The sequence below is a fragment of the Streptosporangium sp. NPDC023963 genome, assembly GCF_040639135.1.
In the GTDB taxonomy this organism is placed as follows: domain Bacteria; phylum Actinomycetota; class Actinomycetes; order Streptosporangiales; family Streptosporangiaceae; genus Streptosporangium.
The window spans coordinates 195,745-216,237 of the sequence record NZ_JBEZZK010000011.1 but is presented as its reverse complement, the minus strand read 5'-3'; the positions used below and the strand labels follow the sequence as shown (position 1 = coordinate 216,237).

Sequence of the window (20,493 nt, the reverse complement as noted above, 5' to 3'; positions counted from 1 at the left end):
TGCTCACGTGTCCAGGCCGCGATCTACGCGTACCGGTCAGGGCAGGTGTCCCCGGACGCGTGACGCACCGGATGGCCACCTGGAGTCCGCTCCCCAGCGGAGGCGGGTGCGGGCGGTGCGGGCGGTCGGCCGGGTGCGGTCAGTTGCCGCGCAGCGTCTGCGACGGCGCCTGGCCGTACCGCGCGCGGTAGAGGGCGGCGAAGCGCCCCTGGTGCGGGAAGCCCCACTGGGCCGCCACGTTCGTCACGGTGCACCTGGCCGGATCTCCGGCCGCCAGCTCGTCGTGCACCCTGCCCAGGCGCACGTCCCTGAGATAGGTCATCGGGGTCAGGCCGAGATGGCGGCGGAAACCCTCCTGGAGCGAGCGGCCGCTGACCGCCACGGCGCGCGCGACGTCGTCGGTCGTGAGCGACAGGTGGGCGTGGTCGTCGATGTACCGCATCGCCCGGCGCACCACCTTGGGCAGGGCGGGCGGCCGGGGGGCGGTCAGCCGTTCCAGGTAGTTGGACGGCTGCCCGGTGAGCAGGGAGGAGAGCATGGCGTTCTCCAGGTGGGCGATCGCCAGCGGCTGCGCGGCGAGCCCGTCGCCGTGCTCGGCCTCCATGACGATCAGGTCGGCCATCGACTTCCAGGCCCGCGCCCAGCCGGCGGTCATGTCCATGCCCAGGTCGAAGACGATCGGGCGGTCGAGCCGCTCCCCGAGCATCCGCTCCAGGGCGTCCTCGACGACCGGCCGGTCGAATTTGACGATCAGCTGGGGGCAGCCGGCTCCCCAGCGCATGTCGAGATACTCCGACGGCGACGGCAGGGACGCCAGGCCGGGCGTCGACACGATCTCCTGGCCGCCGCACCGGATCAGGCTGCGCCCGGCCAGCGGGATCTGCACCAGGAAGAAGGACTCGAGCTCCCCGGGCTCGATGCGGACGTCCGTCCCGTAGTCCAGGTAGTTCACCCGCACGGTGCCCAGCTGGACCGAGTTGAGCCGCGCGGCCAGCCCGGAGACGTCACCGGTGAGCTCCAGCCGGTGGGGGCAGAACACCCGGCCCACCAGCTCGCGGGTCTCGTCGAGGTCCGCAGTGTCGAAGACCGGCCTGTTACCTAACGGGAGCGGCCCTCGCGTCTCGCCCATCGACACTCCAACCCTCTGTGCCCGTACGTGTCCGCACGTGCCGTCGCATGCGTACGGCGACGCGAGGTCGCGCACAGCCGGTTCCCACATGGTCTACCGGCCGGACCCGGTCGACTATGGAGAAATACGCAAAGACTTCGGGAGACGGTGTCCGATAGTGGACAGCCCTCGCGGGCGAGGCGCGACGGCGGGCTCCCTGGCGCGACGGGTCCGCGTGAGCCATCGCGGATCACCACGGGAAGGGCCCCGTTCACCGCCTCACGGGGTTCCCTCCCGTCATGCGTGGTCCGATGCGGAATCAGGCGCACGGGTCGAGGGGGGTCGTGTCGCCGCCGTATCGCCGCCATTCGGCGGGCGTCGGGCCGCCGCTGATCGCGCACGCCGCCGCGAGCGGGTCGCGGATCGCCCGGACCAGTTCCGCGATGTCCCACATGACGGTACGGCTGGTGTTGTCCTGAGTGAGCAGCGCATCGCCGCCCGGGTGGAACTCGACGGGCGAGACCGGCAGCCCGTGCCCGGTGAGCACGGTGATCTGACGGGGTGATTCCGGGGTGGTGATGTCCCACAGGATCGTCGTCTCGTCGAAGCCGGCCGTGGCCACCAGGGGGGCCGTCCGGGAGAACGCGGCCGTGTACACCGACGACGTGTGCTGTTCCATCGAGGCCAGCCAGACCGGGTCGGAGGGGACGGTGATCCGCCACAACCCGGCTGTCCCGTCGTCGGAGGCCGTGACCAGAAGGGCGCCGTCCGGGCTGAAGACCACGTCGTAGACCTCTCCGGTGTGCCGCCGCGGCAGGACGGCCCGCCGTCGGGGCGCGGCGGGGTCGCTGACGTCCCACACCTCCACCTGACCGGCGAATCCGGCCAGGGCGAGCAGGGTTCCGTCGGGGCTGAAGGCGGCCTCCCGGTTGTACTCGCGCGGGATGCGGGCGAGCCGGCGCGGGTTCTCCCCCACCTGCCAGAGGATGGTGTCGTGGCCGTCCTTGTTGGTGGTGACGGCCACCCGGCCGTCGGGGCTGAGTGCGAGCGAGTACACCGGCTGCTCGGTGAACAGCGTCCCCAGCAGCACGGGGTCACGCGGATCGTCCAGGTTCCACACGTAGGCGGCCGTCGTCGGGGCGTTGCCCGAGTTCACGCCGATGAGCGCGCGACGGCCGTCATGGCTGACCGCCGGTGCTCCGAGCACGCCACTGGGCAATACGAAGCTGCCGAGCCGGACCGGCGTGAGGGGGTCGGAGGTGTCCCACACGGTCACGCCGTTGGCGTCCTGCCGTCCGCCGAGCCCGATGCGGCCGTCACCGCTGAAGGCGTTGATCCCGGTGTTAGCGGTGGGCGAGGGTCCGAACGGGCCGTGCGCGATCGGGCGGGCGGCGGGACGCAGGTCCCAGATGACGGTGGTGCGGTCGAGGCTGCCGGTGGCGATCCGGGTGCCCGCCGCGTCGACCGCGACGCCGGTCAGGCCTCGTGCGTGTCCGGTCAGCCGGTCGAGCCACACCGGTTCGGCCGGTTCGGAGACGTCCCACATCACGGCGGTCCCGTCGTCCGCGGCGCTGAGCATGGTCCGCCCGTCGGGGGTGAACGTGACGCCCCGGACAGCCGAGGTGTGCCCCTTCAACGTCCTGACTTCGACCGGCCGGTCCGGATCGGTGACGTCCCACAGGACCGCGCCGGCGTCCTCCCGGCCGACCGCGAGCAACCGGCCCCGGGGTGCGAAGGCGGCCGTCCACGTGTCGCCCGTGGCGGTGCCGAGCGGAGCACGCGGCACGATGTCCGCGGGGTCGCGCACGTCCAGGAGCCGCGTCGCCTGGTTGGTGGCCACGGCGAGCAGGGCCCCGTCCGGGGAGAGGGCCAGGGCGTGTACGGGGCCTGCCGCCTCGTAAGAGGCGATCTGCCGGGGTTCGCCGGACAGATCCCAGATGATCACCCGGTGGTCCCACGAGCCGGTGGCCAGCCAGCGCCCGCCGGGGCCGAAGACGGCGCCGCGCACGTTGGCGTAACGCGGCGGGTGTGAGCCGTGCGGCTGGGACAGATGGATCCGGCGGGGGGCATGCAGGTCGCGGATGTCCCACAACGTCAGCCAGCCGAACCAGTGGCCGAGCGCGAGCAGCCGCCCGTCGGCGCTCATGGCGACCGCCGAGACGCCGCCCATATGCGACCCGGCGTCAGGCGACGGGTCGGGCACGGAACCCAGGCGGGCGGGTGCGGCCGGGTCGGAGACGTCCCAGAAGGTGACCGTGGCACCCGCCGCCGTGGCGATGACGCCGGGCGACCGCGGGTGGTAGGTGGTGAACACGGGGAACTCGGGGTGGGTGATCGATCCGGCGTACCGGTTCTCGGCGAGGGAACGGACCAGACCGGCTCTGGCTTCCGGTTGCCCGGCGTCGAGCGCGTAGGCCGCCGCGCCCAGCCGCAGTGACAACCCGGCCCGGACCTGGCGTTGCTCCTCGGCGGAGAACAGCAAGGCGCGCTGACCGGCGGCCTCGCGCTGCACGACCTCACCCCGCCACGAGAGCACCGCGACCAGGAGCATGGCCAGCACGACCGCACCGGCCGAGGCCAGCCGCACCAGCCGCCGCCGCGACCGCCGGGTGCTCGCCGTGAGGAAGGCCGAGGCCGTCGCGCTGAGCTGGTCACGGTTCCGGCGGCCCCAGTCGACGGCCTCGTGCAGCCTGGCCCCCTCGTAGAGGTGGTCGGGCGGACGGTGAGCCTTCTCCCAGTCACTCGCGGCGCCCTCCAGGCTCTGCCGCAGGACGAGCTCCTCCCGACTCTCGGAGATCCACTTCTTCAGCAGATCCCAATCGTTGATGAGGGCGTCGTGGATGAGTTCCGCCATGCCCTCGTTGATCACGACGAGCCGGGCCGCGACCAGATGTTCCAGCACCCGCTGCCGTGGCCCCGGACCGGCGGGCAGCAGCCCCGCCAGCGGAACCGGCCGCCGGTGGGCGCGGAACTCCTCCACCCGCACCAGGCTGACGATCAGGCTGCGGGCGATCTCCGCCCCCTCGGAGCCCAGGCCGTCGATGGTCTCGCCGGCGGTTTTGGTGAGGGCGCCGGCGATTCCACCGCCGGCCTCGTACCCGGCCAGGGTCAGGGTGCGGTTCTCCCGGTGGGTCCAGGTCGACAGCAGCGCGGTGGCCAGCAGCGGCAGACCGGTACCCGAGGTGACCTGGCCGATCTCCCGGACGATCCGGTCCGCCAGCCCTTCGGCCACGGCCAGCCCGACCCGGGCGGCAGGCGCGGTGATGGCCTCGCGCAGGTCTTCGCCGGCCATCGGGGCGACGATCACCGGGTGTCCCATCGCGGGCACCAGCCCCGGGTAGGGCGCGCACCGGTCGAAGTAGTCGCCGCGCAGCGCGACCACGACCCGCAGCCCGGCCAGCGCCGATACGAATGCGGTCCGGTCGCGCTCCGACTCGCAGACGGTGAACAGTTCCTCGAACTGGTCGACGATCAGGACGTGATCCGGTCGCAGCACCTGCCTGACGGCGTCGAGCCGCGCGAGCGGGTCGGCGCCCGGCGTGATGGTTCGCGATCCGCCCTGCAGCGCCGCCGCCAGACCGGCGTTGAGCAGCGAGGACTTGCCCGACCCCGACGGACCTGTGACCATGATCATCTCGCCGGTGCCGAGGTTCTCGACCCGGCCGAGCAGGATCGCCCTCAGTTTCGAGCGACCGAAGAAGAGGTCGGCGTCGGCGGCCGAGAACGGAGCCAGGCCCGGATAGGGGCTGGCGTGCCCGTCCTCGGCCGGAGGCGGGAGCGGGGGGCCGGGCGGCACGGCCGGGTAGGCGGGGTTGATCACCACCGGGCGGGTGTCGAGGTGCCCGGCGACCTTCCGTTCCGGCACCGGCACCGGCGGGTTACGTTCCCGCATCCGCCTGGCCAGCCAGCCGAACACGTCGTCCACGCCGAGCCGCCGGGGTGCGCGCTCCTCGCCCTCGGTGAGCAGCCGGATCAGCTCGCCGGTGAACGTGGTGTGCCGGTTACCGGGTGGCGCCCAGGCCGCCACGTCGTGGCCCACCGCCGCCATCACGAAGTGCCCCTGTCGCCCCGCCAGGACGTCCACGACCTGCCCGGCCCGTACGTCGGCGCGGCCCGCGTAGCAGCAGTCGAGCACGACCAGCACCAGAGTGGCGCGGCACTGGGCGAGGATGTCGCGCACCGCGTCATAGGGCAGCGTCTGGAAGCTCGCCACCTGCGGCACCAGGTCAGCGGTGGCGTGGGTGGCCAGGTGCAGCCGGTTGTCCGCGTCCACCAGCCCGTGCCCGACGTAGTGCAGCACCGCCACGTCGGTGGCCTCCCCGGCGAGCACCCGCAGCGCGTCGGCGAACTCGCGCGGCCCGGCCGGATCGACCAGTGATCGCAGGTTCTCCGGCGGCAACCCCGCCTGTTCGGTCAGGCAGCGCCCGAGATCGGCGACGGTGCTCGCGACCGCGCCGACCTCCGGCAGTTTCGAGCCGGGCTCGTACGTGCCCGACCCGGCCACCAGCACCCGGACCCCGCTCCCCGACAGCAGGGTCGCGTCCTCAGTCACCCTCGGCGGGTTCCAGCAGCTCCGCCATCCGCGCCGTCACCTCCCGCAGCTCGTCCACCCGCAGGGACCGCACCCCCTTGGCGGTCACCTCGATCTCCTGCTCCCCGTTGCGGATCCGGACGGTGACCTCGACCTTGCGGGTGTTCAACCAGGCGATGACCACCCCGGCCGCGGTCGCCGCCGCACCGCCGGAACCGAGCACGAGTTGCAGCAGGTCGACGGACCCGCCCAGCTCGTGCTCGGCCGGGGGCCTGGCCGCCAGGTGCACGTTTCCCCGCAACCCGGCCTCCTCGACCAGCCAGGCACGCAGGTTCCGCAGCTGGTCGGAGTCCGACCCGGGCATTTCCACGATCACGGTCACGGTTCATCCCTCGCCGTCGGTCCAAGCCGGTCCAAGTGCCCGCAGCGTGCCGGTGCCCCGGCCGCCGAGCATGTCGTCGTACTGCGATTCGTAGCCGACGAGCCCTGCGGCGTCCACCGTGAACGGGGCCGCCGCCGAACTCGCGAAGGCCAGGTACGTATGTCCTCCGGGAAAGAGGCGCAGCGGCTGGGCCACCCGGGTCTCCCGCCAGCCCGCCCCGGCGACGCCGAAGTGGGTGTAGGTCACCGCCGTCGCGTCGACCGTGACCGCCAGGCCGGTCGCGGCCACCGTCGCCGTGCCCGTTCCCGTGAGCCGCTCCGACCATTCGGCGTCCACCTCGATCAGGCCGTCGCCGGTGACCCGGAACCGCGGGCTGGGTGTGGTCACCCCGGCGGCGATGTAGGCGTAGGAGCCGGGGAACAGGCGCAGGGTCCGGGGTTGCCGGGCGTCGTGGTGGCCCGCCGCGGTGATGCCGAAACTGGCGTAGGACAGGCCGGTGCCGTCAACGGTGATCGCGTGGCCGTGCGCGGTCAGCCGGTCGGTACCGTCTCCGGTGACCATGCCCTCGTAGGCGGGGTCGTAGTCGATCAGCCCGCCGCCGGTGACCTGGAACGGCACGCTGGTGACGCCGGCGGCGACGTAGCTGTGCCGACCGGGGAAGAGCCGCAGCGTCCGCACCTGGCGGGCGTCCCACCAGCCCGTCCCCGACACGCCGAGGTTGGCGTAGGACAGGCCGGTGCCGTCGAAACCCACCGCGTGTCCGCGCGCCGTCAGCGTCGCGGTGCCCCGGCCGCCCAGCAGTCCCGGATCGTCGTAGTCGACCGTGCCCGCGGCCGTCACCCGGAAGCCCGCCCCCGCTCCCCCGACCGGAGCCAGGTACGTGTACTCGCCCGGCAGCAGCGACAGGGTCTTGGCGGCCCGGCCCCCGTGCCAGCCGTGTCCGGAGACGCCGAAGTCGGTATACGACAACCCGGTCGGGTCGATCGTGATCGGATGGGTCACCGTCGGCGCCACGACCGGGGTGGTGCGCACGGCCTCGTTGTTGCCGCTCACCGGGTCGGGTCCGGAGATGTCGTCCACCGAGACCCGGGTGGTGAGCGCGGCGGTGGTTCCCGGGTTCACCCGGATCGTGACGCCGACCTCCCGGGAGGCTCCCGGGAGCACCGTGCCGATCCGGCAGGTGACGGTGCGGCCCGAGACTGGGCACGCCGGGTTCGTGCCGGCCGGGGTGACCGTCGCGGGCAGCGTGCCGGTGAGCACTACCGACATCGCCGGGTTACGGCCGTGGTTGGTGACGGTGGCCGTGTAGACCAGGCGGGTGCCCGAGATGACCGGATCGTGGTCGGCGGCGAGCGTCACCCCGAGATCGGTGGTGGTCTCCGCCTGCCGCACGGTCGCGATCTCCTCACGGGTCGGTGAGAGTTCCGGTTCGGACGACCCGGCTTCGCCGATGAAGTGCCGGAACGGCAACGAGATGTGGGCCCAGTCGTCGTGACCGTGCAGCAGGTCCTGGTCGGATGTGTTGGAGGCGCAGTCGCGCGGCAGGCCGTTGACGCTGTCGGCCGTATTGATGTTGACGAACGGCATCAGCGGCGTGTTGAACGGATCCCAGTCGGTGGGCCGGTCGAGCCGGTTCCCGCCCTTGCGGCCGGTGGAGTCGACGAACTCGAACCGGTTGTCGTGGTCGGTGGGATCCAGGACGGCCGTCTCGCTGAGCATGGCCTCGTTCAGGGTCGGCAGCCTGGCCTGGCCCCGGGCCGGGCCGTTCAGGCTGAGGCGTGGCGGCGAGAAGTCGATGATGGAGCGGCCGGTCACCCGGGAGATGCCCGCGCTGTGGTCATAGTTCATGACGCTGACGTAGTTGGGCTTGCAGTTCACCGGCACGTTGCCGCCGTGGTCGAGGTTCAGGTTGTGGCCCAGTTCGTGCATGATCGTGGCCGGTTCGCCGTCGTGAATGATCATTTCGTTGCCGCCGTGCTGGCCTTTGCCTCCGGAGGCGCAGCCGGCGGGTGCCGCCGACTGGATCCCGTAGTGGAACACCTGGCGACGGGTGAGGTGGAAACCGGTGTTCCGGACGTCCGCGAAGTCGTCGTCGAGGCCGCAGGCGCCGACCGAGGGGAACACCTGGCCGCCGCGCCGGTCGTCCGGGTGGAGCGGATCGCCGACCAGGCAGTCCTCGTCGTTCGCGTCGGCGCGCCCGTCTCCGTCGTCGTCCGCGCCGTTGCCGCACGTGGCCGGTATCGGCGGGTCTTCCACGTGGGCGTCGAGACTGACGCAGTCGGGATCGGCCCCGTCGGCGAAGCCGTCTCCGCCGTTGTCCCCGCCGTCGGCGCAGGTGTAGTCGGGCACGCCCTCACTCGCCGTCGGATCGACCCGGCCGCCCGCGTCGACGTGCAGGGTGATGCCGGGCCGGCCGTCGGGGTTCGGCGGGGCGGCGATACCGGGGATGCCCCGGCGGTTGGGGAGCTCATCGGCCAGACCGCCCGCGTCCGCGGGAGCCGCGTCGAAGGCCCCTCTCACGGCGCTGATCCCGGCATGGGTCGGTGCCTGGCCCTCCTGCCAGTCGAGTTCGAGGAAGATGTCCTTGTGCCGGGGGTCGGCGCCCATCTCGGGGAGGTTGACGTCGACCCGGTGGTCCGGGTCGTCGCCGTCGTACCCGTGGATCTCCCAGTGGTCCTTCAGCCCGTCTCCGTCGGCGTCGGCATCCGACGTGCTGCGGGCCTGGTTGGTGTTCCAGACGCGGTTGGCGTTGATGTCGAAGCGGTTGAGGACCTGGTCGCCGGTGGGCGGTGACGCGAAGTAGGTCCGCCCGGAGTCCGCGTCGAGGATGACCAGCCCGGCCAGGTCCCAGTTGTCGGCGTCGATCTCGTAGTTGTTGTCCCGTGAGATGTGCTCCAGCTCGAAGCCCTGCGCCAGGTCGCGCCGGGGCACGCAGGGCGTGAGGGTGCCGGTCCACTCGAAGGTGGCGTTTCCGTGGTCGCCGGTGCCGCCCCGGTGGAACGGGTTGAGGTCGGGTTCGCCGTCGCCGTCGGAGTCATCGAAGACGACGGGACGCCCGGCCAGGCGGATGATCTCGGTGGAGTCGTCGCGAATTCCATCCTCGAAACCGGTGCTGACGGCGAACGTCAACCGGCAGATCGCGGCCGTGGCCTTTTCCTCGACGGGATTCGCCGAATTGGAATTCCAGGTCTGGAACTGGTTTTTGTAGAAACGGTGCAGCCGCCTTCCCGGGTGGCCCGCCCGGAAGAACACGTGACCGGTGTCGGCGTCCGCGACGGCGAACGTCCGCAGGTCCCAGTTGTCGGCCCCTTCGGCCTCGGTGACGTGCCGGATCGTGAAGCCGCCCGCCAGCGCCGAACGCGGCAGGCAGGAGGGCAACCGGCCCGTCCACGTGTGCTCGGCGTACGGGGTGTCCCCCGTTTCGCCTGGCCCGTCGATGACGAAATCCTGTCCGGCCAGGCTGATGATCTCCGTGGAGTCGTCCCGGAGACCGTCCTTTCCAGTGCCGATGGTGAACTCCACCGAGCAGATCTCGGACGGGTCGACGGCGTGGGCCGCGCGGGGCACGATCAACAAAGGAAGACATAAAGCGATAACGGCCATAAGCCGGGCACGCAGGGCCATCAGGGAGCTCCTCAGCGGGCGGTCAATCACCCTACTTTCGCAAAACTCCGCGATATTAGGAGCCTTTTGTTGACAGTGCGGACCGAATAGCGATTTTTGTCACCACCGCGTGGTGATGAACGACCCCGGCGCGAGCCCCGGACGGCGTCGACGCTCGGGCTCCGGAACGTCACGGACAGATCAGCGCTTCGTGGTGCACCGGGGCCGGTCGCACGAACCCGAGTGGAGGGCCCTCCGTCGGGCGACGACATGTGGCCCGGCTTTGCCGTGGCTTTCATCCGCCGGTCCTACCGTGTGCTGGTGACGTCTTTTCACCGGTACCTCGCGGAGGAGGTCGCGGTCGACCACGCGGCGGGGCTCGTCCCCCGGCGCGAGGCGCTGCACCGCCTGACCCTTCTCGGGCTGGCGGCACCCGCCGCCGGCGCGCTGCTCGCGGCCTGGGAAACCGGCGGGGAGAACGCGACCGCGTCGGCCGCTACGGGATCCGGCACGGCGACGGTGACAGCGGTGACGGCGACGGCGACCACCGTGCCACCGGACGGCGCCCCGCCTGCGGGGCCCTCGCCCCTGCCGACCGAGGAGATCATCTTTTCCGGCGCCGAGACCGGCGTCACCCTCAGGGGTACCTGGGCGGCGCCCGCGCAGCCGCGGGGCGCGGTGCTGGTCATCCACGAGAACCGCGGGCTCACCGATCACATCCGGTCGGTCGCCGGGCGCCTGGCGGCCGACGGCTACTGCGCGCTCGCCGTCGACCTGCTCTCCCGCGAGGGCGGGACCGCCTCCTTCGAGGACCCGGCGCAGGCCACCGCGGCGCTGGGCGCCATCTCCCCCGAGCGCCTCGCCTCGGACATGAAGGCCGCCCTGGGCGAGCTGGAGCGGGGCGCCCCCGGCAAGAGGCTCGGCGTCACCGGTTTCTGCTTCGGCGGCGCCATGACCTGGCTGCTGCTCGCCTCGGACGAGCCGCGCCTGTCGGCGGCCGTCCCGTTCTACGGCCCGCTTCCCGACGACGCCGACCTCTCCGGGTCCAGGGCCGCCGTCCTCGCGATCTACGCCGAGCGGGACGACCGGGTCAACGCCACCCGCGACGAGGCCAAGACCGCCCTGGAGAGGGCGGGCCTGGAACACGAGCTCGTGACGTTTCCCGGCGTCGACCACGCCTTCTTCAACGACACCGGCCCGCGGTACGACGCCGGTGCCGCCGCCGAGGCGTACCGGCGCGTCCTGGACTGGTTCGGCCGTCACCTGGCCTGAGCGCCCCCGTGGCTCACTGGCCTGAGCGCCCCCGTGGCTCACGCGCCCGCGTACCCCCGCGTCCCCGTACCCCGGCCCCGCCCGTACCCCGGCCCCGTCCCCCTCGGCCGGCGGACGGCACGACGGGCCAGGCGCCGGGGAGGGACAGGACGGCGGGCGAGGCGGGGACGGGACGGCGGGGCTCAGCTCACGTCGAGGCCCGCTCGGTGGAGATTCCCCCGGGCAGGCCGGTCACCACGACCTCTCCCTCCCGGTCGACGGCCGCGCTCACCTCCGCTCCGGCGACCCGCAGGCCGCGGGCGGAGACCGCGCCCAGGGGGGCGCCGGCGAGCGGGCGAAGCAGCAACCGGCCCCCGGGCACGTCGGGGTAGAGGCCGAGTGCCGCGTGCACGATGGTCACCGCGGCGGCGGCGGACCAGGCCTGCGGGCGGCAGGCGGCGGGGTAGGGCACGGGGCGTCCGAGCGCCGAGCGGTCGTCGCCGCCGAACAGCTCCGGCAGCCGGTAGCCGAACGTCTCGCCCGCCGCGAGCAGCCCCTCGGCCAGGGTCGCCGCGTGCGTGGCGAATCCGGCGCGGGCCAGCCCGGCGACCACGATCGCCGTGTCGTGCGCCCAGATCGACCCGCAGTGGTAGGACAGCGGGCTGAAGCCGCCCGCGTTCGCCGACATCGTCCGCAGGCCGAAGCCACCGGCCATCTCCGGGGAGACGAGGAGGTCGGCGATCTGAGCCTCCTCGGGCCCGGTGAGCAGGCCGGTGCCGAGGAGGTGCCCGATGTTGCTGGTCAGCGCGTCGACCGGGCGCTTGTCCCGGTCCAGGGCCAGGGCGGGGAACCTCCCGCTCGGCCCGTCCACCCAGAAGCGGGCCCGGAAGCGCTCGGCCAGCGCCGCGGCGTGCTCGCGCCAGCGGGCCGCGCCGGGACGGCCGAACGCCTCCAGCAGGTCGGCGCCCTGCCGGGCCGCCTGGTGGGCGTAGCCCTGCACCTCGACCAGGGCGATCGGCGGCTGGGCCTGGCGGCCGTCGTGGAAGCGCAGCGCGTCGCCGGAGTCCTTCCAGCCCTGATTGGCCAGGCCCCGGCCGCTGGTGTCGACGTACTCGATGAAACCGTCCCCGTCGGGGTCGGCGGGCCCGCCGAGCCAGCCGAGGGCGGCCTGCAGGTGGGGCAGCAGCGCGGCGATCTCCTCGGCGGGGGCGCCCCAGCGCCAGGCGTCGTGCAGCAGGCCGATCCACAGCGGCGTGGCGTCGATCGTGCCGTAGTAGGCGGCGGGCAGGTACAGGCCGTTGCCCTCGACCGCGAAATCGTGCCGGCGCAGCTCGTGCATGATCTTCCCGGGGGCCTCGCCGGAGCCGGGGTCGATCTTGGTTCCCTGCCTGCGGGCCAGCACCCGCAGGGTGCCCATCGCCAGTTCCGTGCCGAGCGGCAGCAGCATGCGGGCGGCCCAGATGCTGTCGCGGCCGAAGAGGGTGAGGAACCAGGGCACTCCCGCGCCGAGGAAGGTGTCACCGGGGGCGGCGGTCTCGGCCAGCCGCAGCGAGCGCAGGTCGTCCATGGACTGCTCGAAGAGCCTGCTCAGCCGGTGGTCGCCGGCGACGACCCGGGGTTCCCCCTCCCCCACCGCCCACTCGGCGGGGCGGCCGGGCGCGGTCACCACGGCCTGCGGGTCGTGCACCTCGACCCTCCAGGACAGGGTGACCCGGCCGCGGGGCGCCAGCTCGACCGGCCAGCGCAGGAAACCCGTGCGCGCGTACCCGGTGGACACAGCGGACACAGCGGACCCAGCGGACCCAGCGGACCCGGTGGACCCGGTGAACTCGGCCCGCGCGCCCGTACCGGTCGCCGTGACCCGCACTCCGCCGGAGTGCCAGGAGATCTCACCGGGCGCGGTGCGCTCCGGCGCGGCCTCCGCGGTGTCGCCGCCCGACTTGACCACCTCGATGGGGGCGAAGTCGCAGCCCAGCTCCAGGCTCACGACGGCGGTGACGGGAACGGTCGCGCTGGAGACGATCTCGACACGCTCTTCCATGCCGCCCGGTACGACCTGCCGGAACCGCTCGATCCGTACAGTGGGATCGGGGACGGGATCACCCAGCCATCGGGCCAGCGTGACGAACCTGGTGGCGCCCGGCCCCTGCGGCGCGTGGCCGACGGCCTCGGGCTCGCGGCCGTCGATCGTCAGGGTGGCCTGCGACAGGGCGCGGGAGTCCGCGTGGAACACGCCCTGGACACCGGCCGGGCGGATCTGCCCGTCCTCGCCGCTCAGCGCGACGGTCGGCGCCAGCACGGTGCTGACGAGGTCGTGCAGCAAGGGCTGGAGGCGGTGGGCAGCGGCGGGACCGGCCGCCGTGACCGCCTGAAGGGTGGGGGATGAGGCGTCGTCGAGCACGACTTGCTCCCTGAGATCGTGTCGAGCCGGTGACGCCTTGACAGACGACGGCCGGGGGGTGCACATTGCGGAACACTCTCTTTACTTGAACGATCCAACCATTACGCTCCGTTTACTTGAACGATCCAATCATGCCTCATACCCCTTTGAACGTTCAAACCCCAGAAAGGTATATATGGCTACAAAGGTGACGATCACTGACGTCGCGCGCCGTGCCGGGGTGTCGCGTCAGACGGTGTCGAACGTGCTCAACAGCCCCGAACTGGTCCGCGAGGAGACTCGCGACCGGGTGCGGGAGGCCATCGAGACGCTCGGCTACCGGGCCAGCCAGGCCGCGCGGCAGATGCGTACCGGCCGCTCGCGACTGATCGCCACGCGCATCGAGCCCGACCGGGACGGGATCAACGGCTCGGTGCTGGACCGGTTCCTGCACGGGCTCACCGCCTCGGCGGCCCGCGCCGGATACCGGATCCTGCTGTACGCGGCGGGCGACGAGCGTTCGGAGATCGACACCTTCGACGACCTGGTCGGCAGCCACGAGCCGGACGCCTTCGTGCTCACCAGCACCTACCACGGCGACGGCCGCCCCGCGTGGCTGCGCGAGCGGCGGCTGCCGTTCGTCACGTTCGGGCGGCCCTGGGGGAACACCGGAAACGCCGGGGACCCGGGTGACGCCTCCGGCGATCCGGGGTACCCCTGGGTCGACGTGGACGGCGCGGCGGGCACCGCGGCGGCCACCCGCCACCTGCTCGACGCGGGTCACCGGCGGATCGGGTTCCTCGGCTGGCCGCCGGGCTCCGGCGTGGGCGACGACCGCAGGTCCGGCTGGGCCAGGACCCTCGCCGCCGCCGGGGTCGACCCGGCGGGCCTGGACCAGGCCACGGACGACGGGGTGGCCGACGGCGAGAAGGCGGCCCGCGACCTGCTGCGCGCCGAGCAGCCGATCACCGCGCTGGTCTGCGCCAGCGACTCGCTCGCCCTCGGCGCGCTGCACGCCGTCCGTTCCCTGACGGCCTCGGGACAGCTGACCGCCTCCGGGCGCCTGACGGCCGAGGGACGTCTCACGGTCGGGGGGCGGGCCGGTGGCGAGGAGGGGCTCCCGGTCCGCGTGATCGGTTTCGACGACACGCCGGTGGCGAAGGCGGTGGGGCTCAGCAGCGTCAGCCAGCCGCTGGCCGCGGCCGCGGCCGGCTGTGTCGGCCTGCTCACCCGGCTGTTCGACCCGCCCTCCCCCGGTGACCGCGGTGACTCCGGTGGATCCGACGGGTCCGGTGGATCCGACGGGTCCGGTGGGTCCGGTGGGTCCGGTGGACCCGGCGACCCGTACGACCCCGAGGCCGGTGGGCCTCGCACGCACGTCCTGCTCCAGCCGTCCCTGGTCCTGCGGCAGTCGTCATGACCGCATGATCACCTGACTCTCCTTCAGACCACCCCCCAGAAGATTGGAAGACCACGATGAAACAGCCGACCAAGCAGCACAGCCTCCGTACCGCGGCGCTCGCCGCGCTCGCCGCGGGCACCCTGGCGACCTCGGCCGCCTGCGGCAGCGGTTTCGACGACTCCGCCGGCCAGAGCGCCGCCCCGCAGAGCAGCGGGCCCGCCAAGCTGCAGGTTCTCATCGGCTCCTCGGGCGACGCGGAGACGAACGCGCTGCGCGCCGCCGCCCAGACGTGGTCGGCGTCCTCGGGCAGCACCGCGACGATCACCCCCGCCCAGGACCTGACCCAGCAGCTCGGCCAGGCGTTCGCCGGAAGCAACCCGCCGGACGTGTTCTACGTCGACGCAGCGCGCTTCGCCGACTACGCGAGCGTCGGGGCGCTGGAGCCGTACGCGGACAAGATCTCCGACTCCGCCGACTTCTACCCCGGCCTGCGCGAGACGTTCACCCACAACGGCACCTTCTACTGCGCGCCCAAGGACTTCTCCACCCTGGCGCTGATCGTCAACGACGACCTGTGGAAGAAGGCCGGGCTCACCGACGCCGACGTGCCGACCACCTGGGAGCAGCTCACCTCGGTCTCCAGGACGCTCAAGGAGAAGGTGCCGGACGTCACCCCGCTGGTCATCGGCGACACCCGCGACCGGGTCGGCGCGTTCATGGTGGAAGCCGGCGGCTGGATCGTGAGCCCCGACGGCAAGAAGGCCACCGCGGACACCCCCGAGAACGTCGCGGGCCTGAGCTACGTGCAGGGCCTGCTGAAGGACAAGCTCGCCCAGTTCCCCAAGCAGGTGGACGCGGGCTGGGGCGGAGAGGCGTTCGGCAAGGCCAAGGCCGTGATGACCATCGAGGGCAACTGGATCAAGGGCGCGATGAAGGCCGACTACCCGGACGTCGAGTACAGCGCCCACGAGCTGCCGGCCGGTCCCAAGGGCAAGGGCACCCTGTCCTTCACCACCTGCTGGGGCATCGCCGCCAAGAGCAAGTACAAGGAGCAGGCGATCGCCTTCGTCGAGGCGATGACCAAGGCCGACCAGCAGATGGCCTTCGCCAAGGCCTTCGGCGTGATGCCCTCGCGCCAGTCGGCCAAGGACGCCTTCACCCAGGCCTTCCCCGAGGACGCGCCGTTCGTCGACAGCGCCGAGTACGCCCAGGGGCCGGTCAACGCCGCCAAGATGGACAGCGTGCTCGCCGACTTCGACACCGCGATCCAGCAGCTGCCCGCCGGTGACCCCAAGAAGATCCTGGCGAACCTGCAGAAGAACACCCAGGCCGCGCTCGGCAACTGAGTCAGCCCGGTGCGCGGCCCCCGGAACGTTCCGGGGGCCGCGCACCGGACGTGAGGGAGACTTGACGTGGCCGAGACAACGACCGCACCGCGGCGTCCCGCGCGCCGCCTTGGCGACAGGGCCAGGGAGAACATCGCGGGCTGGCTCTTCGTGGCGCCGGTGGTGGTGATCCTCACCCTGTTCCTGCTGCTGCCGATCGGGATGGCGCTGTGGGTGAGCCTCACCGACTGGAACGGCCAGGGCAGCCCGTTCCGGGCGCAGGTGCCGTTCGTCGGCGTGGACAACTACACCGAGCTGTTCACCAAGGACAACCTGGCCCGCCTGAACTTCATGACGAGCCTGCGCAACAACTTCTACTACGTGCTGGTCGTGGTGCCCGCCCAGACGATCCTGGCACTCGGCCTGGCGCTGATCGTCAACCGCCGGATGCTGAAGGGCAAGACCTTCTTCCGCACCGCCTTCTTCTTCCCCTCGGTGACCAGCTCGGTGGCGATCAGCGTCCTGTTCCTGTTCATCTTCAGCAACTCCGGCGCGGTCAACCAGCTGCTCGCGTTCGTCGGCGTCGACGGGCCACCGTGGTTCTCCGACGCGCGGGGCGTGCTGCACGTGCTGCTGGGCTCCGTCGGCCTGGTCGACCCGGAGGCGCCCCCCGCGGCGCTGACCGCCGGCGGCCCGTTCGGGCTGTCGTGGTGGGACTGGCTGTCGGGCCCCAGCGTGGCCATGTGCACGATCATCATCCTGGTCGTCTGGACCACCTCGGGCACGTTCATGCTCATGTTCCTCGCCGCGCTCCAGGACATCCCGGTGACCCTGGAGGAGGCGAGCATGCTGGACGGCGCCGGCTCCCGCCAGCGCCTGCGCTACGTGACGCTGCCGATGCTCAAACCGACCCTGTTCCTCGTCCTCACGCTCGGCCTGATCGCCACCTGGCAGGTCTTCGACCAGGTGTACGTGATGAGCCAGGGCAAACCCGCGAAGACCACGCTGACCCCGGCCTTCCTGTCGTACCAGACGGCCTTCAAGGAGCTGGACTACGGCTCCGGCGCCGCCATCTCGTTCGTCCTGTTCGTGCTCATCGTGGTACTGGCGGCGTTCCAGCGGTGGGTCATGCGCGACAGGGACGCCAAGGGCGGCGGCACCGCGAGGCGCCGCGCCCCGCGCCCCGCGTCACGCCCCGCGTCACGCCAGAGGAGGGCATGATGTCCGCGGTCAAGACCCGTTCCGCCCCCGCCCGCCCGGAGGGGGCGGGCGGGGGGATCCGCTCGCTGGTCTCCACCTTCGGCGGGTACGCCGTCCTGGTCTTCTTCTCGCTGGTCTTCCTCTACCCGTTCGTCATCCAGGTCGCCAACGCGTTCAAGACCGAGCCCGACGCCGCGGCCAACCCGCTCTCGCCGATCCCCGACCCGGTGACGATGGCCGGTTTCGAGCGCGTGTTCGCCGACACCGGCATGCCGCTGTGGCTGGGCAACTCGCTGCTGGTGACCGTCGTCATCACCGTCGGCCGGGTGTTCCTCGACTCCCTGGCCGGGTACGCGCTCGCCCGGCTGCGCTTCCGGGGACGCAGGGCGCTCTTCACCGGGATCGTCGCGATCATGGCGGTCCCGGGGGTGGTGTTGTTCATCCCGAAGTTCCTGGTGCTGAACCAGCTCGGCATCTATGACAGCTACACCGCGCTGATCCTGCCGATCATCGCGGACGCGGCCGGGGTGTTCATCATGAAGCAGTTCTTCGAGTCGATCCCGGTGAGCGTGGAGGAGGCGGCGCGGATCGACGGGGCGGGCCGGTTCCGCACCTTCTGGTCGGTGGTGCTGCCGATGGGACGCCCCGCCGTCATCACCCTGACGATCATCTCCTTCCAGAGCAGCTGGAACGAGTTCCCGCACACCCTGGTGGCCGTCCAGGACCCCAGCCTCTTCACCCTGCCGCGCGGCCTGGCCGACCTGGTCAGCGGCTCCCTCGGGCTCGGCAGCCAGTATCCGCTGAAGCTCGGCGCGGCGGTGCTCGCGACCATCCCGGTCGCGATCATCTTCGTGATCTTCCAGCGCTACTTCATCCGCGGCGCCAACGAGGGCGCGGACAAGGGTTGACGAAGCGCGATGAGTAGCGCGTCCGTACCGGGTAGGTCTGGGGAATGCTCATCTTCGGTTTGCGTACCGTGGCCCGTCAGCTCGGGGTCGTGACCCTGATCTGCCGCAACTGCGGCAACACGGCGGCGCAGGTGCTGTCGCGACGGGTCACCAAGTTCAGCCTGTTCTTCATCCCGCTGTTCCCGGTACGGACGAGATACGGAATGCAGTGCACCTTCTGCGCGGCCTCGTACACGATCTCCAAGGACGAGGCGACCCGGCTGGCGGTCCACTGAGACCCCCGCCCACCTGCGCACATAACGGACTATCAGATTAAAGGGGGAATGTGTCTGAAACAAACAAAGAAGTGTTAATTATTTACACTTGTCGCGTTTCTGCTTTACGGTGCCGAATCAGCCGGTGTCCGGATGGGACCCGGACCCCGATTCCCGAGGAGGCTCCGTGCAGAACGCACGGCCGCGCTCGCACCGCCGGTCAGCCGCGATCCTGTCCGCCGTTCTCGCCGCCCTGCTCCTCGTGCCCGCCCAGGCGGCGGGCGCCCGGTCGGCGGGCCCCCTGGCGGACGCCTTCGCTCGCGCCTCCGCCGCGTACGACGTGCCGCGCGACCTGCTCGTGGCACTCGCGTACGCGGAGACGCACCTCGACGGGCACGACGGCGAGCCGAGCGCGAGCGGCGGGTACGGGATCATGCACCTGGTCAGCAACCCCGTCGTGCGCGCGCTGGAAAGCGCGGCCCAGCTGACCGGCCGGCCGGCGGCGACGCTGAAGCAGGACGACGCGGCCAACATCCTCGGCGGCGCCGCGGTGCTGCGCTCCCACGCAGACGCGCTCGGCCTCGACGCCACCGCCAGGAAGGACGCCGGGCGGTGGTACCCGGCCGTGGCCAGGTACGGCAACGCCTCCAGCTCCGAGACGGCCAGGCTGTACGCCGACACCGTCTACGACCTCCTCGGCAAGGGCGTCCGGGCCACCACCGCGGACGGCGAGGTCGTCACCGTCACGCCCGTGGAACTGCAGACCGACCGCGGCGTCTACGAGGGCGTGCGGGAACTGGCCGCCAAGGCCCCGAGCCCGGACTACCCGGCCGCGAGCTGGGTGGCCGCCCACGCCGGCAACCGGACCGCCGCGAGCAGGCCGAGAAGCTCCAAGATCGACCGGATCGTCGTCCACGTCACCCAGGGGGCGTACGCGGGCACGCTCTCCTGGTTCCAGAACCCCGCCGCGAAGGTCTCCGCGCACTACGTCGTCCGTTCCTCCGACGGCGACGTCACCCAGATGGTCCGCGACAAGGACGTCGCCTGGCACGCGGGGAACCGGTCCTACAACACCAGGTCGATCGGGATCGAGCACGAGGGGTTCGTCAACAAGGCCTCCTGGTTCACCGACGCGATGTACCGAGCCTCGGCGGCCCTGACCCGCGCCCTCTGCGACAAGTACGGCATCCCCAAGAACCGCTCGCACATCATCGGGCACAACCAGGTCCCCGGCGCCACGCACACCGACCCGGGCTCCCACTGGGACTGGGCCAAGTACATGCGCTACGTCACCGGGAACACCGCCCCCTGGTCGGCGACCGCCGACAACGCCACCTCCGGCGCGTTCACCGCGAGCGCGAACTGGACCGCCTCCACCGCCGCCGCCGGGCGCCACGGCCCCGACCACCGCCAGGCGAAGCCGGTGACCGCGAGCGATGTCGCCTGGTACCGGCTCGCCGTCCCCGCCGCGGCCACCTACCAGGTCGAGGTCTGGTACCCGGCCGCCCCCGGCCACAACAGCTCGGCCCCGTACATCGTCGCCACCTCCGCCGGGAGCAGGACGGTCTACGTCGACCAGCGCGCCGGCGGCGGCGCCTGGCGAAGTATCGGGACGTTCTCCCTGAAGGCCGGGACGTACAACGCCGTCGGCGTCAGCCGCTGGACCTCCGGCACGGGCCTCGTCATCGCCGACGCCGTCCGCCTCACCCGGCTCTGACGACCTCCACCCGGGACGCGGCACGCGCACCGAGCAAGGCGTTCCAGTTCGCCGGGGTGCTGGAGTGGGCAGTCGTCGGACGCCTTCGGCGAAGACGCCGCCCGCGTCCGGACCGGCACCGCGCCCCGGATCATGGCGAGCAGGCCCGCGATAGCGACGGGTTGTGCCGGGGATGGCGGCCGTCCGTAGAGAAGTCCGAGAGGTGACCGCAGGCTTCTCGCCAGGTTGGAACGCTCCAGGCTGTCGCCCGGACTGGCCTATATGCCCTAATTTGATCACGCTTGCGTCACAGAAAGCCGAGTTTGACCTGCACTCATTACCAACCGTCACATTTACGGGTTGTCAGAAAGTCCATTCACTGTGCGGGACCGGCGCAGGTGAAACCCGCTACCCGGTCACACGAACCCGCGCTCCCATCATCGGATGATCACG

Annotated in this window: 12 protein-coding genes; 7 read left to right on the top strand and 5 right to left on the bottom strand. The window is 71.7% G+C overall.

Going from position 1 to position 20,493, the window contains the following annotated elements; translation table 11 throughout:
* Positions 1–139: 139 nt before the first annotated feature.
* From AB0F88_RS29265 to AB0F88_RS29250, 4 genes are all read right to left on the bottom strand, one after another.
* Positions 140–1,129 carry an AraC family transcriptional regulator gene (locus AB0F88_RS29265; RefSeq protein ID WP_362690969.1) on the bottom strand — a complete coding sequence of 330 codons (990 nt, stop codon included), beginning with the start codon at positions 1,127–1,129 and terminating at the stop codon, positions 140–142.
* Between the two features lie 298 nt (positions 1,130–1,427).
* Positions 1,428–5,660: a caspase family protein gene (locus tag AB0F88_RS29260; protein ID WP_362690966.1), complete on the bottom strand. Its 4,233-nt coding sequence runs from the start codon at positions 5,658–5,660 to the stop codon at positions 1,428–1,430.
* The gene (locus tag AB0F88_RS29255; protein WP_362690963.1) at positions 5,653–6,021 is read right to left on the bottom strand and encodes a hypothetical protein; all 369 of its coding nucleotides are present in this window, start codon (positions 6,019–6,021) and stop codon (positions 5,653–5,655) included. Before AB0F88_RS29255 ends, AB0F88_RS29260 begins: the two co-directional genes overlap by 8 nt.
* Positions 6,022–6,024: 3 nt before the next feature.
* On the bottom strand, positions 6,025–9,588 hold the full coding sequence (locus tag AB0F88_RS29250; protein ID WP_362691211.1) for a hypothetical protein: 3,564 nt from the start codon (positions 9,586–9,588) through the stop codon (positions 6,025–6,027).
* 357 nt (positions 9,589–9,945) lie between these two features.
* On the opposite strand from AB0F88_RS29250, the gene AB0F88_RS29245 reads away from it, so the two are divergent.
* Positions 9,946–10,896 (top strand): dienelactone hydrolase family protein, encoded by a 951-nt coding sequence (locus tag AB0F88_RS29245; protein ID WP_362690960.1) that lies wholly within the window; start codon positions 9,946–9,948, stop codon positions 10,894–10,896.
* Positions 10,897–11,083: 187 nt separating this feature from the next.
* Here the strand turns inward: AB0F88_RS29245 and AB0F88_RS29240 are convergent, their stop codons facing one another.
* Entirely contained in the window at positions 11,084–13,276 is a 2,193-nt protein-coding gene (locus AB0F88_RS29240; protein ID WP_362690957.1) for a glycogen debranching N-terminal domain-containing protein, read from the bottom strand.
* A 187-nt stretch (positions 13,277–13,463) separates the two neighbouring features.
* On the opposite strand from AB0F88_RS29240, the gene AB0F88_RS29235 reads away from it, so the two are divergent.
* The 6 genes from AB0F88_RS29235 to AB0F88_RS29210 all read left to right on the top strand — a co-directional run bounded on the left by AB0F88_RS29235 (position 13,464) and on the right by AB0F88_RS29210 (position 20,061).
* Entirely contained in the window at positions 13,464–14,675 is a 1,212-nt protein-coding gene (locus AB0F88_RS29235; protein ID WP_362690954.1) for a LacI family DNA-binding transcriptional regulator, read from the top strand.
* Positions 14,676–14,731: 56 nt separating this feature from the next.
* Positions 14,732–16,003, top strand: a complete 1,272-nt coding sequence (locus AB0F88_RS29230) for an extracellular solute-binding protein (protein WP_362690951.1) — start codon at positions 14,732–14,734, stop codon at positions 16,001–16,003.
* Between the two features lie 66 nt (positions 16,004–16,069).
* A complete protein-coding gene (locus tag AB0F88_RS29225; protein WP_362690948.1) occupies positions 16,070–17,203 on the top strand; it encodes a sugar ABC transporter permease in 1,134 nt (377 codons plus the stop codon).
* Positions 17,203–18,090, top strand: a complete 888-nt coding sequence (locus AB0F88_RS29220) for a carbohydrate ABC transporter permease (protein WP_362690945.1) — start codon at positions 17,203–17,205, stop codon at positions 18,088–18,090. The genes AB0F88_RS29225 and AB0F88_RS29220 overlap by 1 nt, the downstream gene beginning before the upstream one ends.
* Before the next feature lie 44 nt (positions 18,091–18,134).
* Positions 18,135–18,365 (top strand): zinc-ribbon domain-containing protein, encoded by a 231-nt coding sequence (locus AB0F88_RS29215; RefSeq protein ID WP_362690942.1) that lies wholly within the window; start codon positions 18,135–18,137, stop codon positions 18,363–18,365.
* A 166-nt stretch (positions 18,366–18,531) separates the two neighbouring features.
* The gene (locus AB0F88_RS29210; protein WP_362690939.1) at positions 18,532–20,061 is read left to right on the top strand and encodes an N-acetylmuramoyl-L-alanine amidase; all 1,530 of its coding nucleotides are present in this window, start codon (positions 18,532–18,534) and stop codon (positions 20,059–20,061) included.
* Positions 20,062–20,493: the final 432 nt, after the last annotated feature.

Coding starts and splice junctions, on each gene's coding strand:
- AB0F88_RS29215 (WP_362690942.1), top strand. CDS start 18,135: ATGCTCATCTTCGGTTTGCGTACCGTGGCCCGTCAGCTCGGGGTCGTG.
- AB0F88_RS29265 (WP_362690969.1), bottom strand. CDS start 1,129: ATGGGCGAGACGCGAGGGCCGCTCCCGTTAGGTAACAGGCCGGTCTTC.
- AB0F88_RS29220 (WP_362690945.1), top strand. CDS start 17,203: ATGTCCGCGGTCAAGACCCGTTCCGCCCCCGCCCGCCCGGAGGGGGCG.
- AB0F88_RS29230 (WP_362690951.1), top strand. CDS start 14,732: ATGAAACAGCCGACCAAGCAGCACAGCCTCCGTACCGCGGCGCTCGCC.